9 protein-coding genes and 1 pseudogene are annotated in these 15,295 nt (G+C 63.4%); all 10 read left to right on the top strand.

Going from position 1 to position 15,295, the window contains the following annotated elements; translation table 11 throughout:
- Positions 1–68 precede the first annotated feature (68 nt).
- The 10 genes and pseudogenes from A3AS_RS0135630 to rpoC all read left to right on the top strand — a co-directional run bounded on the left by A3AS_RS0135630 (position 69) and on the right by rpoC (position 15,203).
- Positions 69–1,337, top strand: coding sequence for a class I SAM-dependent methyltransferase (locus A3AS_RS0135630; RefSeq protein WP_018322251.1), 1,269 nt, complete (start codon positions 69–71; stop codon positions 1,335–1,337).
- 365 nt (positions 1,338–1,702) lie between these two features.
- Positions 1,703–1,894, top strand: a complete 192-nt coding sequence (secE, locus tag A3AS_RS0135635) for a preprotein translocase subunit SecE (RefSeq protein ID WP_026202711.1) — start codon at positions 1,703–1,705, stop codon at positions 1,892–1,894.
- A complete protein-coding gene (gene nusG, locus A3AS_RS0135640; protein ID WP_008136441.1) occupies positions 1,894–2,448 on the top strand; it encodes a transcription termination/antitermination protein NusG in 555 nt (184 codons plus the stop codon). Before secE ends, nusG begins: the two co-directional genes overlap by 1 nt.
- A gap of 133 nt (positions 2,449–2,581) precedes the next feature.
- On the top strand, positions 2,582–3,010 hold the full coding sequence (rplK, locus tag A3AS_RS0135645; RefSeq protein ID WP_006611824.1) for a 50S ribosomal protein L11: 429 nt from the start codon (positions 2,582–2,584) through the stop codon (positions 3,008–3,010).
- A gap of 6 nt (positions 3,011–3,016) precedes the next feature.
- Complete coding sequence (rplA, locus tag A3AS_RS0135650; RefSeq protein ID WP_018322253.1) at positions 3,017–3,709, top strand: 50S ribosomal protein L1; 693 nt, start codon at positions 3,017–3,019, stop codon at positions 3,707–3,709.
- 89 nt (positions 3,710–3,798) lie between these two features.
- A pseudogene (locus tag A3AS_RS0135655) lies at positions 3,799–4,751 on the top strand (2-hydroxyacid dehydrogenase).
- A gap of 573 nt (positions 4,752–5,324) precedes the next feature.
- Positions 5,325–5,843 carry a 50S ribosomal protein L10 gene (rplJ, locus tag A3AS_RS0135660; protein WP_018322254.1) on the top strand — a complete coding sequence of 173 codons (519 nt, stop codon included), beginning with the start codon at positions 5,325–5,327 and terminating at the stop codon, positions 5,841–5,843.
- A gap of 54 nt (positions 5,844–5,897) precedes the next feature.
- Positions 5,898–6,275: a 50S ribosomal protein L7/L12 gene (rplL, locus tag A3AS_RS0135665; protein ID WP_018322255.1), complete on the top strand. Its 378-nt coding sequence runs from the start codon at positions 5,898–5,900 to the stop codon at positions 6,273–6,275.
- 483 nt (positions 6,276–6,758) lie between these two features.
- Entirely contained in the window at positions 6,759–10,877 is a 4,119-nt protein-coding gene (rpoB, locus tag A3AS_RS0135670) for a DNA-directed RNA polymerase subunit beta (RefSeq protein WP_018322256.1), read from the top strand.
- 129 nt (positions 10,878–11,006) lie between these two features.
- Positions 11,007–15,203: a DNA-directed RNA polymerase subunit beta' gene (gene rpoC / locus A3AS_RS0135675; RefSeq protein WP_018322257.1), complete on the top strand. Its 4,197-nt coding sequence runs from the start codon at positions 11,007–11,009 to the stop codon at positions 15,201–15,203.
- Positions 15,204–15,295 lie beyond the last annotated feature (92 nt).

Consider the following 15,295-nt stretch of genomic DNA (forward strand, 5'->3'; position numbering starts at 1 on the left):
CTGGCGGTCTGGTCTTCACGGGGTGGGATTGCCTCACCCGATCGCGTATCTCATTTTTCGGTTCCACGATGAAAAACCTGTTCTACGTCCGCCATACCTGCCGCCTCTGCCATTCGGACAAGCAGGAGCTTGTCGTCCCGATGGCAGGCATGCCGATCGGCACGCCCAACTTCCAGGTCCCGGACGCCAGCGTCGACGATCCCGTGTTCCGCGCTGCGGTGCCGATGGCGCTGCATCTGTGCAGGGATTGCGGCCATCTCCAGATTCTCCATGTCGGTAATCCCGAGATCCAGTACCGCAACTACGTCTACACCACCTCGCTCTCGCTCGGCCTGCGCGAGCACTTCGCGGGCTATGCCAACGACGTCGTCAGCCGCTTCGGTGTCGCGCCGGGCTCGCTGGTCGTCGAGCTCGGCAGCAACGATGGATCGCTGCTCGGCTTCTTCAAAGAGCGCGGCATGCGGGTGCTGGGTGTCGATCCCGCTGTGGACATCGCGAAGCGCGCGACCGAGGCGGGGATCGAGACCATCGGCGATTTCTTCACCGATGCCATCGGTCACCGCATCCTGCAGAGCCACGGCGCGGCGAGCGTCGTGATCGCCAACAACATGATCGCCAATGTCGACAATCTCGATCCGCTGGTGATCGGGGTTCGCGACGTGCTCGCGCCGGACGGATTGTTCGTGTTCGAAACGCAATATGGCGTCGACGTCACCGAGAAGAACCTGCTCGACACCGTCTATCACGAGCATCTATCGTATTTTAACATCAAGCCGCTGATCCGTTTCTTTGCCCGGCTCGGCATGGAACTGATCGACGTCCAGCACATCTGGACCAAGGGTGGCTCGATCCGCGTGACCGTGCAGCGTGCCGGTGGCGCCAAGAAGCCGTCGGCTGAGGTCGCGCGCTTCGTCGCCGAGGAAGAACGGCTGGGCGTTGATCAGCCGGCCTATTATGCGCCCTATGTGAAGCGGATCGCCGCGATCCGCGACGAGCTGGTCGCGATGGCTGATGCCGCTCATGCGCGCGGGCAGCTCGTCGCCGGCTACGGCGTCTCGGTCGGCACCACGACGCTGCTGCCGCAGTTCGGCCTGGAGAACAAGATCGACTTCCTGGTCGACGACGATCCCAAGAAGGGGAACGTGATGGCCGGCCCGGGTTACGATATCCCGATCCTGCCGCCTGCCGCCCTTTATGAGCGCAAGCCGGCGTTCGTCGTCGTCTTCGCCTGGCGCTACCTCGACCCGATCCGGGCCAAGCACGCCCGCTACTTCGCCGAAGGCGGAAAGTTCGTGGTGCCGCTGCCGGGCATTTCCATGGTCGACCGGGCCGACTGACCGCGCAATAGGGCCGAGGCGGATGCTCCGGGGGAGCGTCTGGAAGGAACCGGACGGGCGCTGCGATTGCGCCCTGAAGGGTGGGTGGATAAGCCTTTGATCCGGCTGGGCTCTGCTCTAGCGCCCGGGAAGGTCGGCCGGTCCAGTCGGGCCCTCTATATCTTGACCTTTGGTCCTATCCGCAGTAGATACCCCGCACTCGCAGCCGGCCCGTTAGACGCGGATCTCCGGCGCGGCTTTGAAATCCCCGAACAATCGAGCCCGGTTTCCGGCTCATCCTTCGAGACAGAGGGCTGGGCCAACGGCGGCTGTTCGGATCCCTGAAATTCATTCGCGTCTGTCGACGGACGTTGGACATCAAAACGATGGCAGTCAGCCCGTTCAAGTTCTTGCAGGAAGTGCGCTCGGAGACAGCCAAGGTCACCTGGCCGACCCGCCGCGAAACCACGATCACCACCATCATGGTGTTCGTCATGGTCGCCGTGGCCTCGATCTTCTTCTTCGCCGCCGACCAGATCATCCGTGTCCTCATCACTTACCTTCTGGGCATTCACTGATGGCAACCGCAACCGCTCAACTGTCCGACAAGCGCTGGTACATCGTCCACGCCTACTCGAACTTCGAGAAGAAGGTCGCCGAATCGATCCGCGAGCAGGCCAAGCAGCGCGGGCTCGAGGAGCTGTTCGAGCTGGTGCTGGTTCCGACCGAGAAGGTCACGGAAGTGCGCCGCGGCCGCAAGATCGACGCCGAGCGCAAGTTCTTCCCCGGCTACGTGCTGGTGAAGATGAAGCTGACCGACGAAGCGTTTCACCTGATCAAGAACACGCCGAAGGTCACAGGCTTCCTCGGCGCTGAAAACAAGCCGATGCCGATCTCGGAATCCGAGGCCATGCGCATCCTGCACCAGGTGCAGGAGGGCGTGGAACGGCCGAAGGCGTCGGTGTCGTTCGAGATCGGCGAGAACGTGCGCGTGGCCGACGGCCCGTTCGCCTCGTTCTCGGGTGTCGTCGAGGAAATCGACGAGGCGCGCTCGCGCGTGAAGGTCGCCGTGTCGATCTTCGGCCGTGCCACGCCGGTCGAATTGGAATTCGGTCAAGTCGAGAAGGTCTGACCGGGTAGCGCGTGAAGTCGAAAAGCTTCGCGCAAAGAGAGGCCGTGGGAGGGAGAGGGCGGTTGCCAGCCGCATCCGACCCAGACCACGAACCTGAAACCGCCGGCGACAGCCGGCACAACAGGAGTGATACATGGCAAAGAAAGTGACCGGATACCTGAAGCTTCAGGTCCCGGCCGGTGCGGCGAATCCTTCGCCCCCGATCGGTCCCGCGCTCGGTCAGCGCGGTCTCAACATCATGGAGTTCTGCAAGGCGTTCAACGCGCAGACCCAGAAGGAAGAGAAGAACACCCCGATTCCCGTCGTGATCACGATCTACGCCGATCGTTCGTTCACGTTCGAGATGAAGACCCCTCCGATGTCCTTCTTCCTCAAGCAGGCCGCCAAGATCCAGTCCGGCTCGAAGGCGCCGGGCCGTGACAAGGCCGGCAAGGTGACCAAGGCGCAGGTGCGCGAGATCGCCGAGAAGAAGATGAAGGATCTCAATTGCGATTCCATCGAGTCGGCCATGAAGATGGTCGAGGGCTCTGCCCGTTCGATGGGCCTGGAAGTGGCGGGGTAAGCGGTCATGGCAATCGGAAAGCGTTTGAACAAAGCCCGCGAAGGTGTTGACCGCGAAAAGCTTTACCCGCTCGCGGACGCCATCAAGATGGTCAAGGAACGCGCGAAAGCGAAGTTCGACGAGACCATCGAGGTCGCGATCAATCTCGGCGTCGATCCGCGTCACGCCGACCAGATGGTCCGCGGCGTCGTGACCCTGCCGAACGGCACTGGCCGTACGCTCCGCGTCGGCGTGTTCGCCCGCGGCGCCAAGGCCGATGAGGCCAAGGCTGCGGGTGCCGACGTCGTCGGCGCCGAGGACCTGGTCGAGAAGGTGCAGAACGGCTCGATCGATTTCGACCGCTGCATCGCCACCCCCGACATGATGCCGCTGGTCGGCCGTCTCGGTAAGGTGCTCGGCCCGCGCGGCCTGATGCCGAACCCGAAGATCGGCACCGTGACCATGGACGTCACCGGTGCGGTGAAGGGTGCCAAGGGTGGCTCGGTCGAGTTCCGTGTCGAGAAGGCCGGCATCCTGCAGGCCGGCGTCGGCAAGGCCTCGTTCACCGAGGAGAAGCTGGTCGAGAACATCAAGGCCCTGGCTGACGCTGTCACCAAGGCGAAGCCAGCCGGTTCCAAGGGCACCTACATCCAGCGCGTTGCGGTGTCCTCGACGATGGGCCCGGGCGTGAAGGTCGAGCCGGGCACCATTCTCGGCTAAGTCTGGAAATTGCATGAGGCGAGGGGCGGAATTGGGCAACCGATTCCGCCCCTCGTCGTTTGTGGCACGGCTCACCGGAAACAAGAACAATGGCTGACAAGGTCCTGATCTATTCGCGCTTTCCCAAGTCGATGATGGCGCGTTTCGCCGAGCGCTTCGAATTGCTCGACACTGGCGGCAAGCCCGCGGGGGAGGTGCTGTCGGCCGACGAACTCGGCAGCGTCCGCGCGATGCTGACGGCGGGCGGCTCGCCGCTCGGTGCGGAGGCGATGGATCTGTTTCCAAAACTCGGCGCCATCGTCTGCTACGGCACCGGCTATGACGGCGTCGACCTGAAGGCGGCAGCCAGCCGCAATATCGCGGTCGCCCACAGTCCCGGCGCCAATGCGGCCTCGGTTGCCGATATCGCGATGACCCTGATGCTGGCGACGACGCGGCGGATCCTGGTGGCCGACCAATATGTCCGCAGCGGCGATTGGGCGGGCTCAAAGCAGTCACCGATGATGCGCCCGCAGGCCGGCATGCCCGGCCGCCGCATCGGCGTCTATGGCATGGGCGAGATCGGCCGCAAGATCGCGGCGCGCTGCGCCGCTTTCGAGAGCGAAATCGGCTATTTCAGCCGCACCAGATACGATCTGCCCTATCAATATTTCCCCTCGCTCGAGGCGCTGGCCAATTGGTGCAGCGTGCTGATGATCGCGGTGCGGGCAGGGGCCGAGACCCAGCACGTTGTCGATGCCGGCATTCTCAAGCGCCTCGGCGCCGACGGCTACGTCGTCAACATCTCCCGCGGCTCGGTGATCGACGAGAAGGCGCTCGTGGCGGCCCTGACCGACAAGACCATCGCGGGGGCCGGCCTCGACGTCTTCGAGAAGGAACCGCACGTCCCCGACGCGCTGACCGCGCTGCCGAACGTGGTGTTCGCCCCGCATATCGGCGGTCACACCCTCGATTCGCACGTCGCATGCAGAACTGCGTGCTGGCGAACCTGACGGCGTTCTTCGAGGGCAAGCCGCTGCCTTATGCGGTCAAATCGGCCTGAATCGGTCCTTATCGGCCCGGGTCAAGCACCCGCGGCAACAGATTGGAACTGGTGTGAATTTTGCTCTTGGCAAGCAGGCTCTGAGCGGTTAAAGAACCGCTTCCGGACGTGCCGGCTTCGGCTGGCGCGTTCGTGCACGCATTCCGAAAACCGAAGACTGGAGATCATTCCTTTCAGGACTCCGCAAGGATTTGCCCGAAAAGGAAGAAAACCCGTCGGCTGGTGGGGTGCGGGCAGAGGTCGGGCGGTTCGCCGGCTGACCTTGTCCTGTCCAAGACTGCAGGCGCCCGCGGGAAGTTTCGACTTCTCAAAGGCTTAATCGCATGGCCTGCATAGACGGGTGAAGACCGGATTTCACTTCGCATCCAGCTTTAAGGGCTGGTTTGCGGAACGGGTCTGGTTCGGACCTCGACACGCCGTGGGCCCAAGGGCTCCCGGAGGGCAGGCTTTGAATCGTCGTCGTGCCCGGCGTGTCCGAAGGGTTTTGCCCCGAGGTTCAGGTTTGGGTGGGACGATGGGTGCAACCCGGCGGTCCCGCTTTTCGCGATGACCGCCAACCGGAGAGAGCTTGCTGTGGAACGAGCGGCAAAAAAAGAGGCGGTCGAACAGCTCAATGAGGTCTTCAAGACCACGAGCGTCGCGGTCGTTGCTCAATATTCCGGCCTCACCGTCGCCCAGATGCAGAAGCTGCGCCAGCAGATGAAGCAGGCGGGCGCTGCGGTGAAGGTCTCGAAGAACCGTCTCGCCAAAATTGCTCTTGAAGGCACTGACGTCGTTGCCATCGGCCCCATGCTGAAGGGACCGACCGTGATCGCCACTTCGAACGATCCGGTAGCGGCGCCAAAGGTCGCCATCGAATTCGCCAAGGCGAACGAAAAGTTCGTCATCGTCGGCGGCTCGATGGGGAAGACCGTCCTGAATGTCGACGGCGTGAAGGCGCTTGCCTCGCTGCCGTCGCTTGATGAACTGCGCGGCAAGATCGTCGGCCTGCTTGTGGCCCCGGCGACCAAGCTCGCTCAGCTCGCCAATGCGCCCGCGGGCAAACTCGCGCGCGTCATCCAGGCTCATGCCTCAAAGGGCGAAGCGGCCTGACGCCCTTCGCAAAACTCAAACCCGAACCAGACTTACACGTAAGGAAACTGAACAATGGCTGACTTGCAGAAGATCGTTGACGACCTCTCGAGCCTCACCGTGCTCGAAGCTGCTGAACTGGCGAAGCTCCTCGAAGAAAAGTGGGGCGTTTCGGCTGCCGCGGCTGTCGCCGTGGCCGGCCCGGCTGGTGGTGGCGCTGCCGCCGCTCCGGCGGAAGAGAAGACCGAGTTCACGGTCGTTCTCGCTAGCGCCGGCGACAAGAAGATCGAGGTCATCAAGGAAGTCCGCGCCATCACCGGCCTGGGCCTGAAGGAAGCAAAGGACCTCGTCGAGGGCGCGCCGAAGCCTGTCAAGGAAGGCGTGAACAAGGACGAAGCCGACAAGATCAAGGTCCAGCTCGAGAAGGCTGGCGCGAAGGTCGAGCTCAAGTAAGCACCGCTTACTGACGAGGTCTCGGGCGAGCGTAAGCAGGCCCGGGATCCTGGCTTGTCCCTCAAAAAGGGGTGGGCCTGATGCAAAAGGCGTGCGACGGAACGTCCCGACGCAGGCCGAACACGAAAAAGTGTGGGGATTTGAGGGTTCGCCCCTCGAATCTCCACTATTGTCGCCCCATATCGGTTCGGCAGCACGAAAGCGCGGTGGGCAGGGATGCCGGATTCCCTGTAAGCCGTTGGGAGAGCAGGCTATTTCGGGCTTTTGCAGTCCGTGAAGACGATCGTTGTGACGGGCGGGCGCGCACCAGCGCCCCGCGCGTCGTTTTGCGTTTTGAAGGTCTGAAGAACAGATTCAGGACATTCTCGCCTGAAGCTGAGTCTCCGGCCCCCAAAACGGGTTCGAAAAATTCAACCCGGGGAGCGGTGGCAGCCGCGTCCCGGACGGTTCGCCCAGAGCGGGCGACGAAAATGAGAGGCCACGATGGCGCAGCAGACATTCACCGGTCGCAAACGCGTTCGCAAGTTCTTCGGACACATCAAGGAAGTCGCCGAGATGCCGAACCTCATCGAGGTTCAGAAGGCGTCCTATGACCAGTTCCTGATGGTCGATGAACCCCAGGGTGGCCGTCTCGACGAGGGTCTGCAGGCGGTGTTCCGCTCGGTGTTTCCGATCTCCGATTTCTCGGGCACCTCGATGCTGGAATTCGTCCGCTACGAGTTCGAGCAGCCGAAATACGACGTCGACGAGTGCCGCCAGCGCGGCATGACCTTCGCGGCCCCCCTCAAGGTGACGCTGCGCCTCATCGTGTTCGATATCGACGAGGAAACCGGCGCGAAGTCGGTGAAGGACATCAAGGAGCAGGACGTCTACATGGGCGACATTCCGCTCATGACGATGAACGGCACCTTCATCGTCAACGGCACCGAGCGCGTCATCGTCTCGCAGATGCACCGCTCGCCCGGCGTGTTCTTCGATCACGACAAGGGCAAGACCCATTCCTCGGGGAAGCTGCTGTTCGCTGCTCGCGTGATCCCGTATCGCGGCTCCTGGCTCGACATCGAGTTCGACGCCAAGGACATCGTCTATGCGCGTATCGACCGTCGCCGCAAGATTCCGGTGACGTCGCTGATGTTCGCCCTCGGCCTCGACGGCGAGGCGATCCTGTCGACGTTCTACAAGAAGATCCTCTACAAGCGGACCAAGGAAGGCTGGCGCGTTCCGTTCGACGCCAACCGTTTCCGCGGCTACTCGACCATCAACGACCTGATCGATGCCGACACCGGCAAGGTCGTGCTCGAGGCCGGCAAGAAGCTCACCGTCCGCGCCGCCCGCCAGCTCCAGGAGAAGGGGCTGAAGGCGCTGCGCATGGCCGATGAGGAGCTGGTCGGCAACTACATCGCCGAGGACCTCGTCAACCCGAAGACCGGTGAGATCCACGCCGAAGCCGGTGAGGAAATCACCGACAAGTCGATGAAGGTGCTCAACGAGCACGGCTACAAGGAATTGCCGCTGCTCGACATCGACCACGTCAATGTCGGCGCCTACATCCGCAACACGCTCTCGGCCGACAAGAACATGACGCGTGAAGACGCGCTGTTCGACATCTACCGCGTGATGCGTCCGGGCGAGCCGCCGACGCTGGATTCGGCGCAGGCCATGTTCCAGTCGCTGTTCTTCGATGCCGAGCGCTACGACCTCTCCGCGGTCGGCCGTGTCAAGATGAACATGCGCCTCGACCTCGATGCGCCCGACACCCAGCGCACGCTGCGCAAGGAAGACATCCTCTCCGTCATCAAGACGCTGGTGGACCTGCGCGACGGCAAGGGCGAGATCGACGACATCGACCATCTCGGCAACCGCCGCGTGCGCTCGGTCGGCGAGCTCATGGAGAACCAGTACCGCATCGGCCTCCTGCGCATGGAGCGCGCGATCAAGGAGCGCATGTCCTCGGTCGACATCGACACGGTCATGCCGCAGGACCTGATCAACGCGAAGCCGGCGGCTGCCGCCGTGCGCGAGTTCTTCGGCTCCTCGCAGCTCTCGCAGTTCATGGACCAGACCAACCCGCTGTCGGAGATCACCCACAAGCGTCGCCTGTCGGCGCTTGGACCGGGCGGTCTGACCCGCGAGCGTGCCGGCTTCGAGGTGCGCGACGTGCATCCGACGCATTACGGCCGCATCTGCCCGATCGAGACGCCGGAAGGTCCGAACATCGGCCTGATCAACTCGCTCGCGACCTTCGCGCGCGTGAACAAGTACGGCTTCGTCGAGACGCCGTATCGCAAGGTCAAGGACGGCCGCGTCACCGACGAGGTCGTGTACCTCTCGGCGATGGAAGAGGGCCGCTACACGGTCGCGCAGGCCAACGTGCCGCTCGACCCGAAGGGCCGCTTCACCGAAGACCTCGTGGTCTGCCGTCACGCCGGCGAAGTCTTGCCGGTGACGCCCGACAAGGTCGACTACATGGACGTGTCGCCGAAGCAGCTGGTTTCGGTCGCCGCGGCGCTGATCCCATTCCTCGAGAACGACGACGCCAACCGCGCGCTGATGGGCTCGAACATGCAGCGTCAGGCTGTGCCGCTGGTTCGCGCCGAGGCCCCGTTCGTCGGCACCGGCATGGAAGGCGTGGTTGCGCGTGACTCGGGTGCCGCGATCGCGGCGCGCCGTTCGGGCGTGATCGACCAGATCGACGCCACCCGCGTCGTCATCCGCGCCACGGAAGATCTCGATCCGACCAAGTCGGGCGTCGATATCTACCGCCTGATGAAGTACCAGCGCTCGAACCAGTCGACCTGCATCAACCAGCGTCCGCTGGTGAAGGTCGGCGACATCGTCAAGAAGGGCGACATCATCGCCGACGGTCCGTCGACCGATCTCGGTGAGCTCGCGCTCGGCCGGAACGTGCTCGTCGCGTTCATGCCGTGGAACGGCTACAACTTCGAAGACTCGATCCTGCTCTCCGAGCGGATCGTGAAGGAAGACGTGTTCACCTCGATTCATATCGAAGAGTTCGAGGTGATGGCTCGCGACACCAAGCTCGGACCCGAGGAAATCACCCGCGACATTCCGAACGTCTCGGAAGAAGCGCTGAAGAACCTCGACGAAGCCGGTATCGTCTACATCGGTGCGGAAGTCCGCGCCGGCGATATCCTGGTCGGCAAGATCACGCCGAAGGGCGAGAGCCCGATGACGCCGGAAGAGAAGTTGCTGCGCGCGATCTTCGGCGAGAAGGCTTCCGACGTTCGCGATACCTCGCTGCGCGTTCCCCCGGGCGTGCAGGGCACGATCGTGGAAGTGCGCGTGTTCAACCGTCACGGCGTCGACAAGGACGAGCGTGCGCTGGCGATCGAGCGGGAAGAGATCGAGCGTCTGGCCAAGGACCGCGACGACGAGCAGGCGATCCTGGACCGCAACGTCTACAACCGTCTTGCCGAGCTCCTCGAGGGGCGGCAGGGCATTGCCGGCCCGAAGGGCTTCAAGAAGGACACCAAGATCACCCGTGCGGTGCTCGAGGAGTACCCGAAGTCGCAGTGGTGGCTGTTCGCCTCGCCGAACGACAAGCTGATGGCCGAGATCGAGGCCATGCGGAAGCAGTACGACGAGTCGAAGAAGGGGCTTGAACAGCGCTTCCTCGACAAGGTCGAGAAGCTTCAGCGCGGTGACGAATTGCCGCCCGGCGTGATGAAGATGGTCAAGGTCTTCGTCGCGGTGAAGCGCAAGATCCAGCCCGGCGACAAGATGGCCGGCCGCCACGGCAACAAGGGCGTGGTGTCGAAGATCGTGCCGATCGAGGACATGCCGTTCCTCGAAGACGGTACGCACGCCGACATCGTGCTCAACCCGCTCGGCGTGCCTTCGCGCATGAACGTCGGACAGATCCTCGAGACCCATCTCGGCTGGGCCTGCGCCGGCCTCGGCAAGCGTATCGGCCAGACGGTCGATGCTTACCTGTCGAAGCAGGACATCAAGCCGCTGAAGGAAACCTTGAAGAAGGTCTACGGCGAGGACGAGACGATCAAGTCGCTCAACGACAACGAACTGATCGAGCTCGGCCACAATCTCAGCCGCGGCGTGCCGATCGCGACGCCGGTGTTCGACGGCGCCAAGGAAGCCGACATCGAGGAGATGCTGAAGCTTGCCGGCCTGGACGCGTCGGGTCAGTCGACCGTCTATGACGGCCGCACCGGCGATGCCTTCGATCGCAAGGTGACGGTGGGCTACATCTACATGCTCAAGCTGCACCATCTGGTCGACGACAAGATCCATGCGCGTTCGATCGGTCCGTACTCGCTCGTCACCCAGCAGCCGCTGGGCGGCAAGGCGCAGTTCGGCGGCCAGCGCTTCGGCGAAATGGAGGTGTGGGCGCTCGAGGCTTACGGCGCGGCGTACACGCTCCAGGAGATGCTGACGGTGAAGTCGGACGACGTCGCCGGCCGTACCAAGGTGTACGAGGCGATCGTGCGCGGCGACGACACGTTCGAGGCCGGTATTCCGGAATCGTTCAACGTGCTGGTCAAGGAAATGCGCTCGCTCGGCCTCAACGTCGACCTGCACAACTCCAAGATGGGACCGGCACCGACGTCGGAAGCGGCCGAGTAATTCGACCTGTCATGCCCGGCCTTCGCGGCCGGGCACCGGCGCCCCGTCCGAGGCCTTGAGGGCAGGGCGCCCTGCTTGAGTGATTTTCGAATTTGCGGCCGGAGGCGACCGGCACGCGAGGAGAAGACGATGAACCAAGAAATTATGAATCTCTTCAACCCGACGACGCCGGCTCAGGTCTTCGACCAGATCCGGATCTCGATCGCGTCTCCAGAGAAGATTCTGTCCTGGTCCTACGGCGAGATCAAGAAGCCGGAGACCATCAACTACCGCACCTTCAAGCCCGAGCGCGACGGCCTGTTCTGCGCCCGCATCTTCGGGCCGATCAAGGATTACGAGTGCTTGTGCGGCAAGTACAAGCGCATGAAGTACAAGGGCATCATCTGCGAGAAGTGCTCGGTCGAGGTCACGCTGTCGCGCGTCCGGCGCGAGCGCATGGGCCATATCGAGCTCGCAGCGCCCGTCGCCCACATCTGGTTCCTGAAGTCGCTGCCCTCGCGCATCGGCCTCCTGCTGGACATGACGCTGAAGGATCTCGAGCGGATCCTCTACTTCGAATACTACGTCGTGCTCGAGCCAGGCCTCACCGCGCTGAAGGACCGCCAGCTGCTGTCGGAAGACGAGTATCTGAAGGCGCAGGACGAGTACGGCCAGGACAGCTTCACCGCCATGATCGGCGCTGAAGCGATCCGCGAGCTGCTCAAGGGCATGGACCTCGAGAAGCTCGAGGCGACCTTGCGCCTCGAGATGCAGGAGACCGACTCCGACATCAAGCACAAGAAGCTCGCCAAGCGCCTGAAGATCGTGGAAGCGTTCCGCCACTCCGGCAACAAGCCGGAATGGATGATCATGACCGTGGTCCCGGTGATCCCGCCGGACTTGCGTCCGCTGGTGCCGCTCGACGGCGGCCGCTTCGCGACCTCGGACCTCAACGACCTCTACCGCCGCGTCATCAACCGCAACAACCGCTTGAAGCGGCTGATGGAGCTGCGCGCGCCCGACATCATCATCCGCAACGAGAAGCGCATGCTTCAGGAAGCGGTCGATGCGCTGTTCGACAACGGCCGCCGCGGCCGCGTCATCACGGGCGCCAACAAGCGCCCGCTGAAGTCGCTCGCCGACATGCTCAAGGGCAAGCAGGGCCGCTTCCGCCAGAACCTGCTCGGCAAGCGCGTCGACTATTCGGGCCGTTCGGTGATCGTGGTCGGTCCCGAGCTGCGCCTGCATCAGTGCGGCCTGCCGAAGAAGATGGCGCTCGAGCTGTTCAAGCCGTTCATCTATTCGCGGCTCGACGCCAAGGGCCTGTCCACCACGGTGAAGCAGGCCAAGAAGCTGGTCGAGAAGGAGCGGCCCGAGGTCTGGGACATCCTGGATGAGGTCATTCGCGAGCATCCGGTGCTGCTCAACCGCGCACCGACGCTGCATCGTCTCGGCATCCAGGCGTTCGAGCCCGTGCTGATCGAGGGCAAGGCGATCCAGCTTCACCCGCTGGTCTGCTCCGCGTTCAACGCCGACTTCGACGGCGACCAGATGGCCGTGCACGTCCCGCTGTCGCTCGAAGCGCAGCTGGAAGCTCGCGTCCTGATGATGTCGACCAACAACATCCTGCATCCGGCGAACGGACAGCCGATCATCGTGCCGTCGCAGGACATCGTGCTCGGCCTCTACTACGTCTCGATCATGCGCGAAGGCCTGCCCGGCGAGGGCAAGGTGTTCGGCGAGATGGCCGAGCTCGAGCACGCGTTGCATGCGAAGGTCATCCACCTCCACACCAAGATCAAGTACCGGTGGGAAGGCGTCGACGAGACCGGCAAGATCTCGAAGCGCTGGATCGAGACCACCGCCGGCCGCGTCATGCTCGGCAATTTGCTGCCGAAGAACCCGCGCGTCCCCTACGAGATCATCAACAAGCTGATGACCAAGCGCGAGATCTCGGGCGTCATCGACCAGGTCTACCGCCACTGCGGCCAGAAGGAGACGGTGATCTTCTGCGACCGCATCATGGCGCTCGGCTTCTATAACGCGTTCAAGGCCGGCATCTCGTTCGGCAAGGACGACATGGTCGTGCCGAACTCCAAGTGGAAGATCGTCGACACCACCCGTACGCTGGCGAAGGATTTCGAGCAGCAGTACAACGACGGTCTGATCACCCACGGCGAGAAGTACAACAAGGTCGTCGACGCCTGGTCGAAGGCCACGGAAGAAATCGCCAAGGCGATGATGAAGGAGATCTCCGCCACCAAGAAGACGGCGGCCGGAGCCGATGCCGACATCAACTCGATCTACATGATGGCTCACTCCGGTGCCCGCGGTTCGCCGGCCCAGATGCGCCAGCTCGCCGGCATGCGCGGCCTGATGGCCAAGCCGTCGGGCGAGATCATCGAGACGCCGATCATCTCGAACTTCAAGGAAGGCCTCTCGGTGCTCGAGTACTTCAACTCGACCCACGGCGCCCGCAAGGGTCTCGCGGACACCGCGTTGAAGACCGCGAACTCGGGCTACCTGACCCGTCGTCTCGTCGACGTCGCGCAAGACTGCATCATCACGCAGAGCGACTGCGGCACCAAGCTCGGCATCAAGATGCGCGCCATCGTCGATGCCGGCACCGTGGTTGCTTCGCTCGGTTCGCGCATCCTCGGACGCACGGCCTGCGAAGACATCCGTGACAGCTCGGGCAAGGTGATCATCAAGCGCGATACGCTGATGGAAGAAAGCCATCTGGACGCCATCCAGCAGGGTGGTGTGCAGGAGGTGAAGATCCGCTCGGCGCTGACCTGCGAACTCGTCAACGGCATCTGCGGCAAGTGCTACGGCCGCGACCTCGCCCGCGGCACGCCGGTCAACCACGGCGAAGCGGTCGGCGTCATCGCGGCGCAGTCGATCGGCGAGCCGGGCACCCAGCTCACGATGCGTACGTTCCACATCGGTGGTGCGGCGCAGCTCAACGAGCAGTCGTTCGTCGAAGCCAATTTCGACGGCAAGATCGTGATCCGGAACAAGGCCATCGCCCGCAACAGCGAAGGTCACCTGGTCGCGATGGTGCGCAACATGGTGGTGGCGATCGTCGATGCCGACGGCACCGAGCGTGCGACGCACCGTGTCCAGTACGGCTCGCGCCTGCATGTCGACGAAGGTGACATGGTCAAGCGCGGCCAGCGCGTCGTCGAGTGGGATCCCTACACCCGTCCGCTCCTCACCGAGGTCGAAGGTACCATCGGCTTCGAGGATCTGGTCGAGGGGCAGTCGATCTCGGAAACGCTCGACGAAGCCACCGGTATCGCCAAGCGCGTGGTCATCGACTGGCGCTCGACCCGCGGCGGTGCGGACCTGCGTCCGGCCATCGTGGTCAAGGGCAAGGACGGCAAGGTGCTCAAGCTCGCCCGTGGCGGCGATGCCCGCTACATGCTGTCGGTCGACGCCATTCTCTCGGTCGACGTCGGCGCCAAGGTCAATCCGGGCGACATCCTCGCCCGTGTCTCGACCGAAAGCGCCAAGACGCGTGACATCACCGGCGGTCTGCCGCGGGTGGCGGAACTGTTCGAGGCACGGCGTCCGAAGGATGCGGCGATCATCGCCGAAATCGCGGGCACCATCCGGTTCGGGCGCGACTACAAGAACAAGCGTCGCATCTCGATCGAGCCGATGGACAAGACCGACGAGCCGCGCGAGTACCTGATCCCGAAGGGCAAGCACATCCACCTTCAGGACGGCGACGTCGTCGAAAAGGGCGACTTCATCGTGGAAGGCAACCCGGCGCCGCACGACATCCTGGCGGTCAAGGGCATCGAGGAACTCGCGGCCTATCTGGTCAACGAGATCCAGGAGGTCTACCGGCTCCAGGGCGTGCTCATCAACGACAAGCACATCGAGGTGATTGTCCGTCAGATGCTCCAGAAGGTGGAAGTCACCGACCAGGGCGATACGGACATGATCTCGGGCGAGCAGGTCGACAAGATCGAGTTCGACGCGCTGAACGAGAAGGCCAAGGAAGAGGGCAAGAAGCCCGCCACGGGGACGCCGGTTCTGCTCGGCATCACCAAGGCGAGCCTCCAGACCCGTTCGTTCTTCTCGGCGGCCTCGTTCCAGGAGACCACCCGCGTCCTCACGGAAGCGGCGGTCAACGGCAAGGTCGATCCGCTCGAAGGCCTCAAGGAGAACGTCATCGTCGGCCGGCTGATTCCGGCAGGCACCGGCGCCTCCATGGCCAAGATTCGCGAAGTCGCCATGAAGCGCGACAAGCTGATCCTGGACGAGCGCGAGAAGCAGGCGGCGGTCGTGTCGCCCGCGCCGGAAGCGGAGCTTCCTGCGCTGCCGCCCGCGGAATGATCGTTCATCCGTAGGACTACCGAGGACAATGAAAAGGCCGGCGAAAGCCGGCCTTTTTGTTGCTTTGCTTGTCTGTTGCGATGCGGGATCAA

Source organism: Bradyrhizobium sp. WSM2793 (assembly GCF_000379585.1).
In the GTDB taxonomy this organism is placed as follows: Bacteria; Pseudomonadota; Alphaproteobacteria; order Rhizobiales; family Xanthobacteraceae; genus Bradyrhizobium.

Excerpts from the sequence above, each read along its gene's own strand:
- rpoB (WP_018322256.1), top strand. The coding sequence starts at position 6,759 with ATGGCGCAGCAGACATTCACCGGTCGCAAACGCGTTCGCAAGTTCTTC.
- secE (WP_026202711.1), top strand. The coding sequence starts at position 1,703 with ATGGCAGTCAGCCCGTTCAAGTTCTTGCAGGAAGTGCGCTCGGAGACA.
- rplL (WP_018322255.1), top strand. The coding sequence starts at position 5,898 with ATGGCTGACTTGCAGAAGATCGTTGACGACCTCTCGAGCCTCACCGTG.
- rplA (WP_018322253.1), top strand. The coding sequence starts at position 3,017 with ATGGCAATCGGAAAGCGTTTGAACAAAGCCCGCGAAGGTGTTGACCGC.
- nusG (WP_008136441.1), top strand. The coding sequence starts at position 1,894 with ATGGCAACCGCAACCGCTCAACTGTCCGACAAGCGCTGGTACATCGTC.
- rpoC (WP_018322257.1), top strand. The coding sequence starts at position 11,007 with ATGAACCAAGAAATTATGAATCTCTTCAACCCGACGACGCCGGCTCAG.
- rplK (WP_006611824.1), top strand. The coding sequence starts at position 2,582 with ATGGCAAAGAAAGTGACCGGATACCTGAAGCTTCAGGTCCCGGCCGGT.
- A3AS_RS0135630 (WP_018322251.1), top strand. The coding sequence starts at position 69 with ATGAAAAACCTGTTCTACGTCCGCCATACCTGCCGCCTCTGCCATTCG.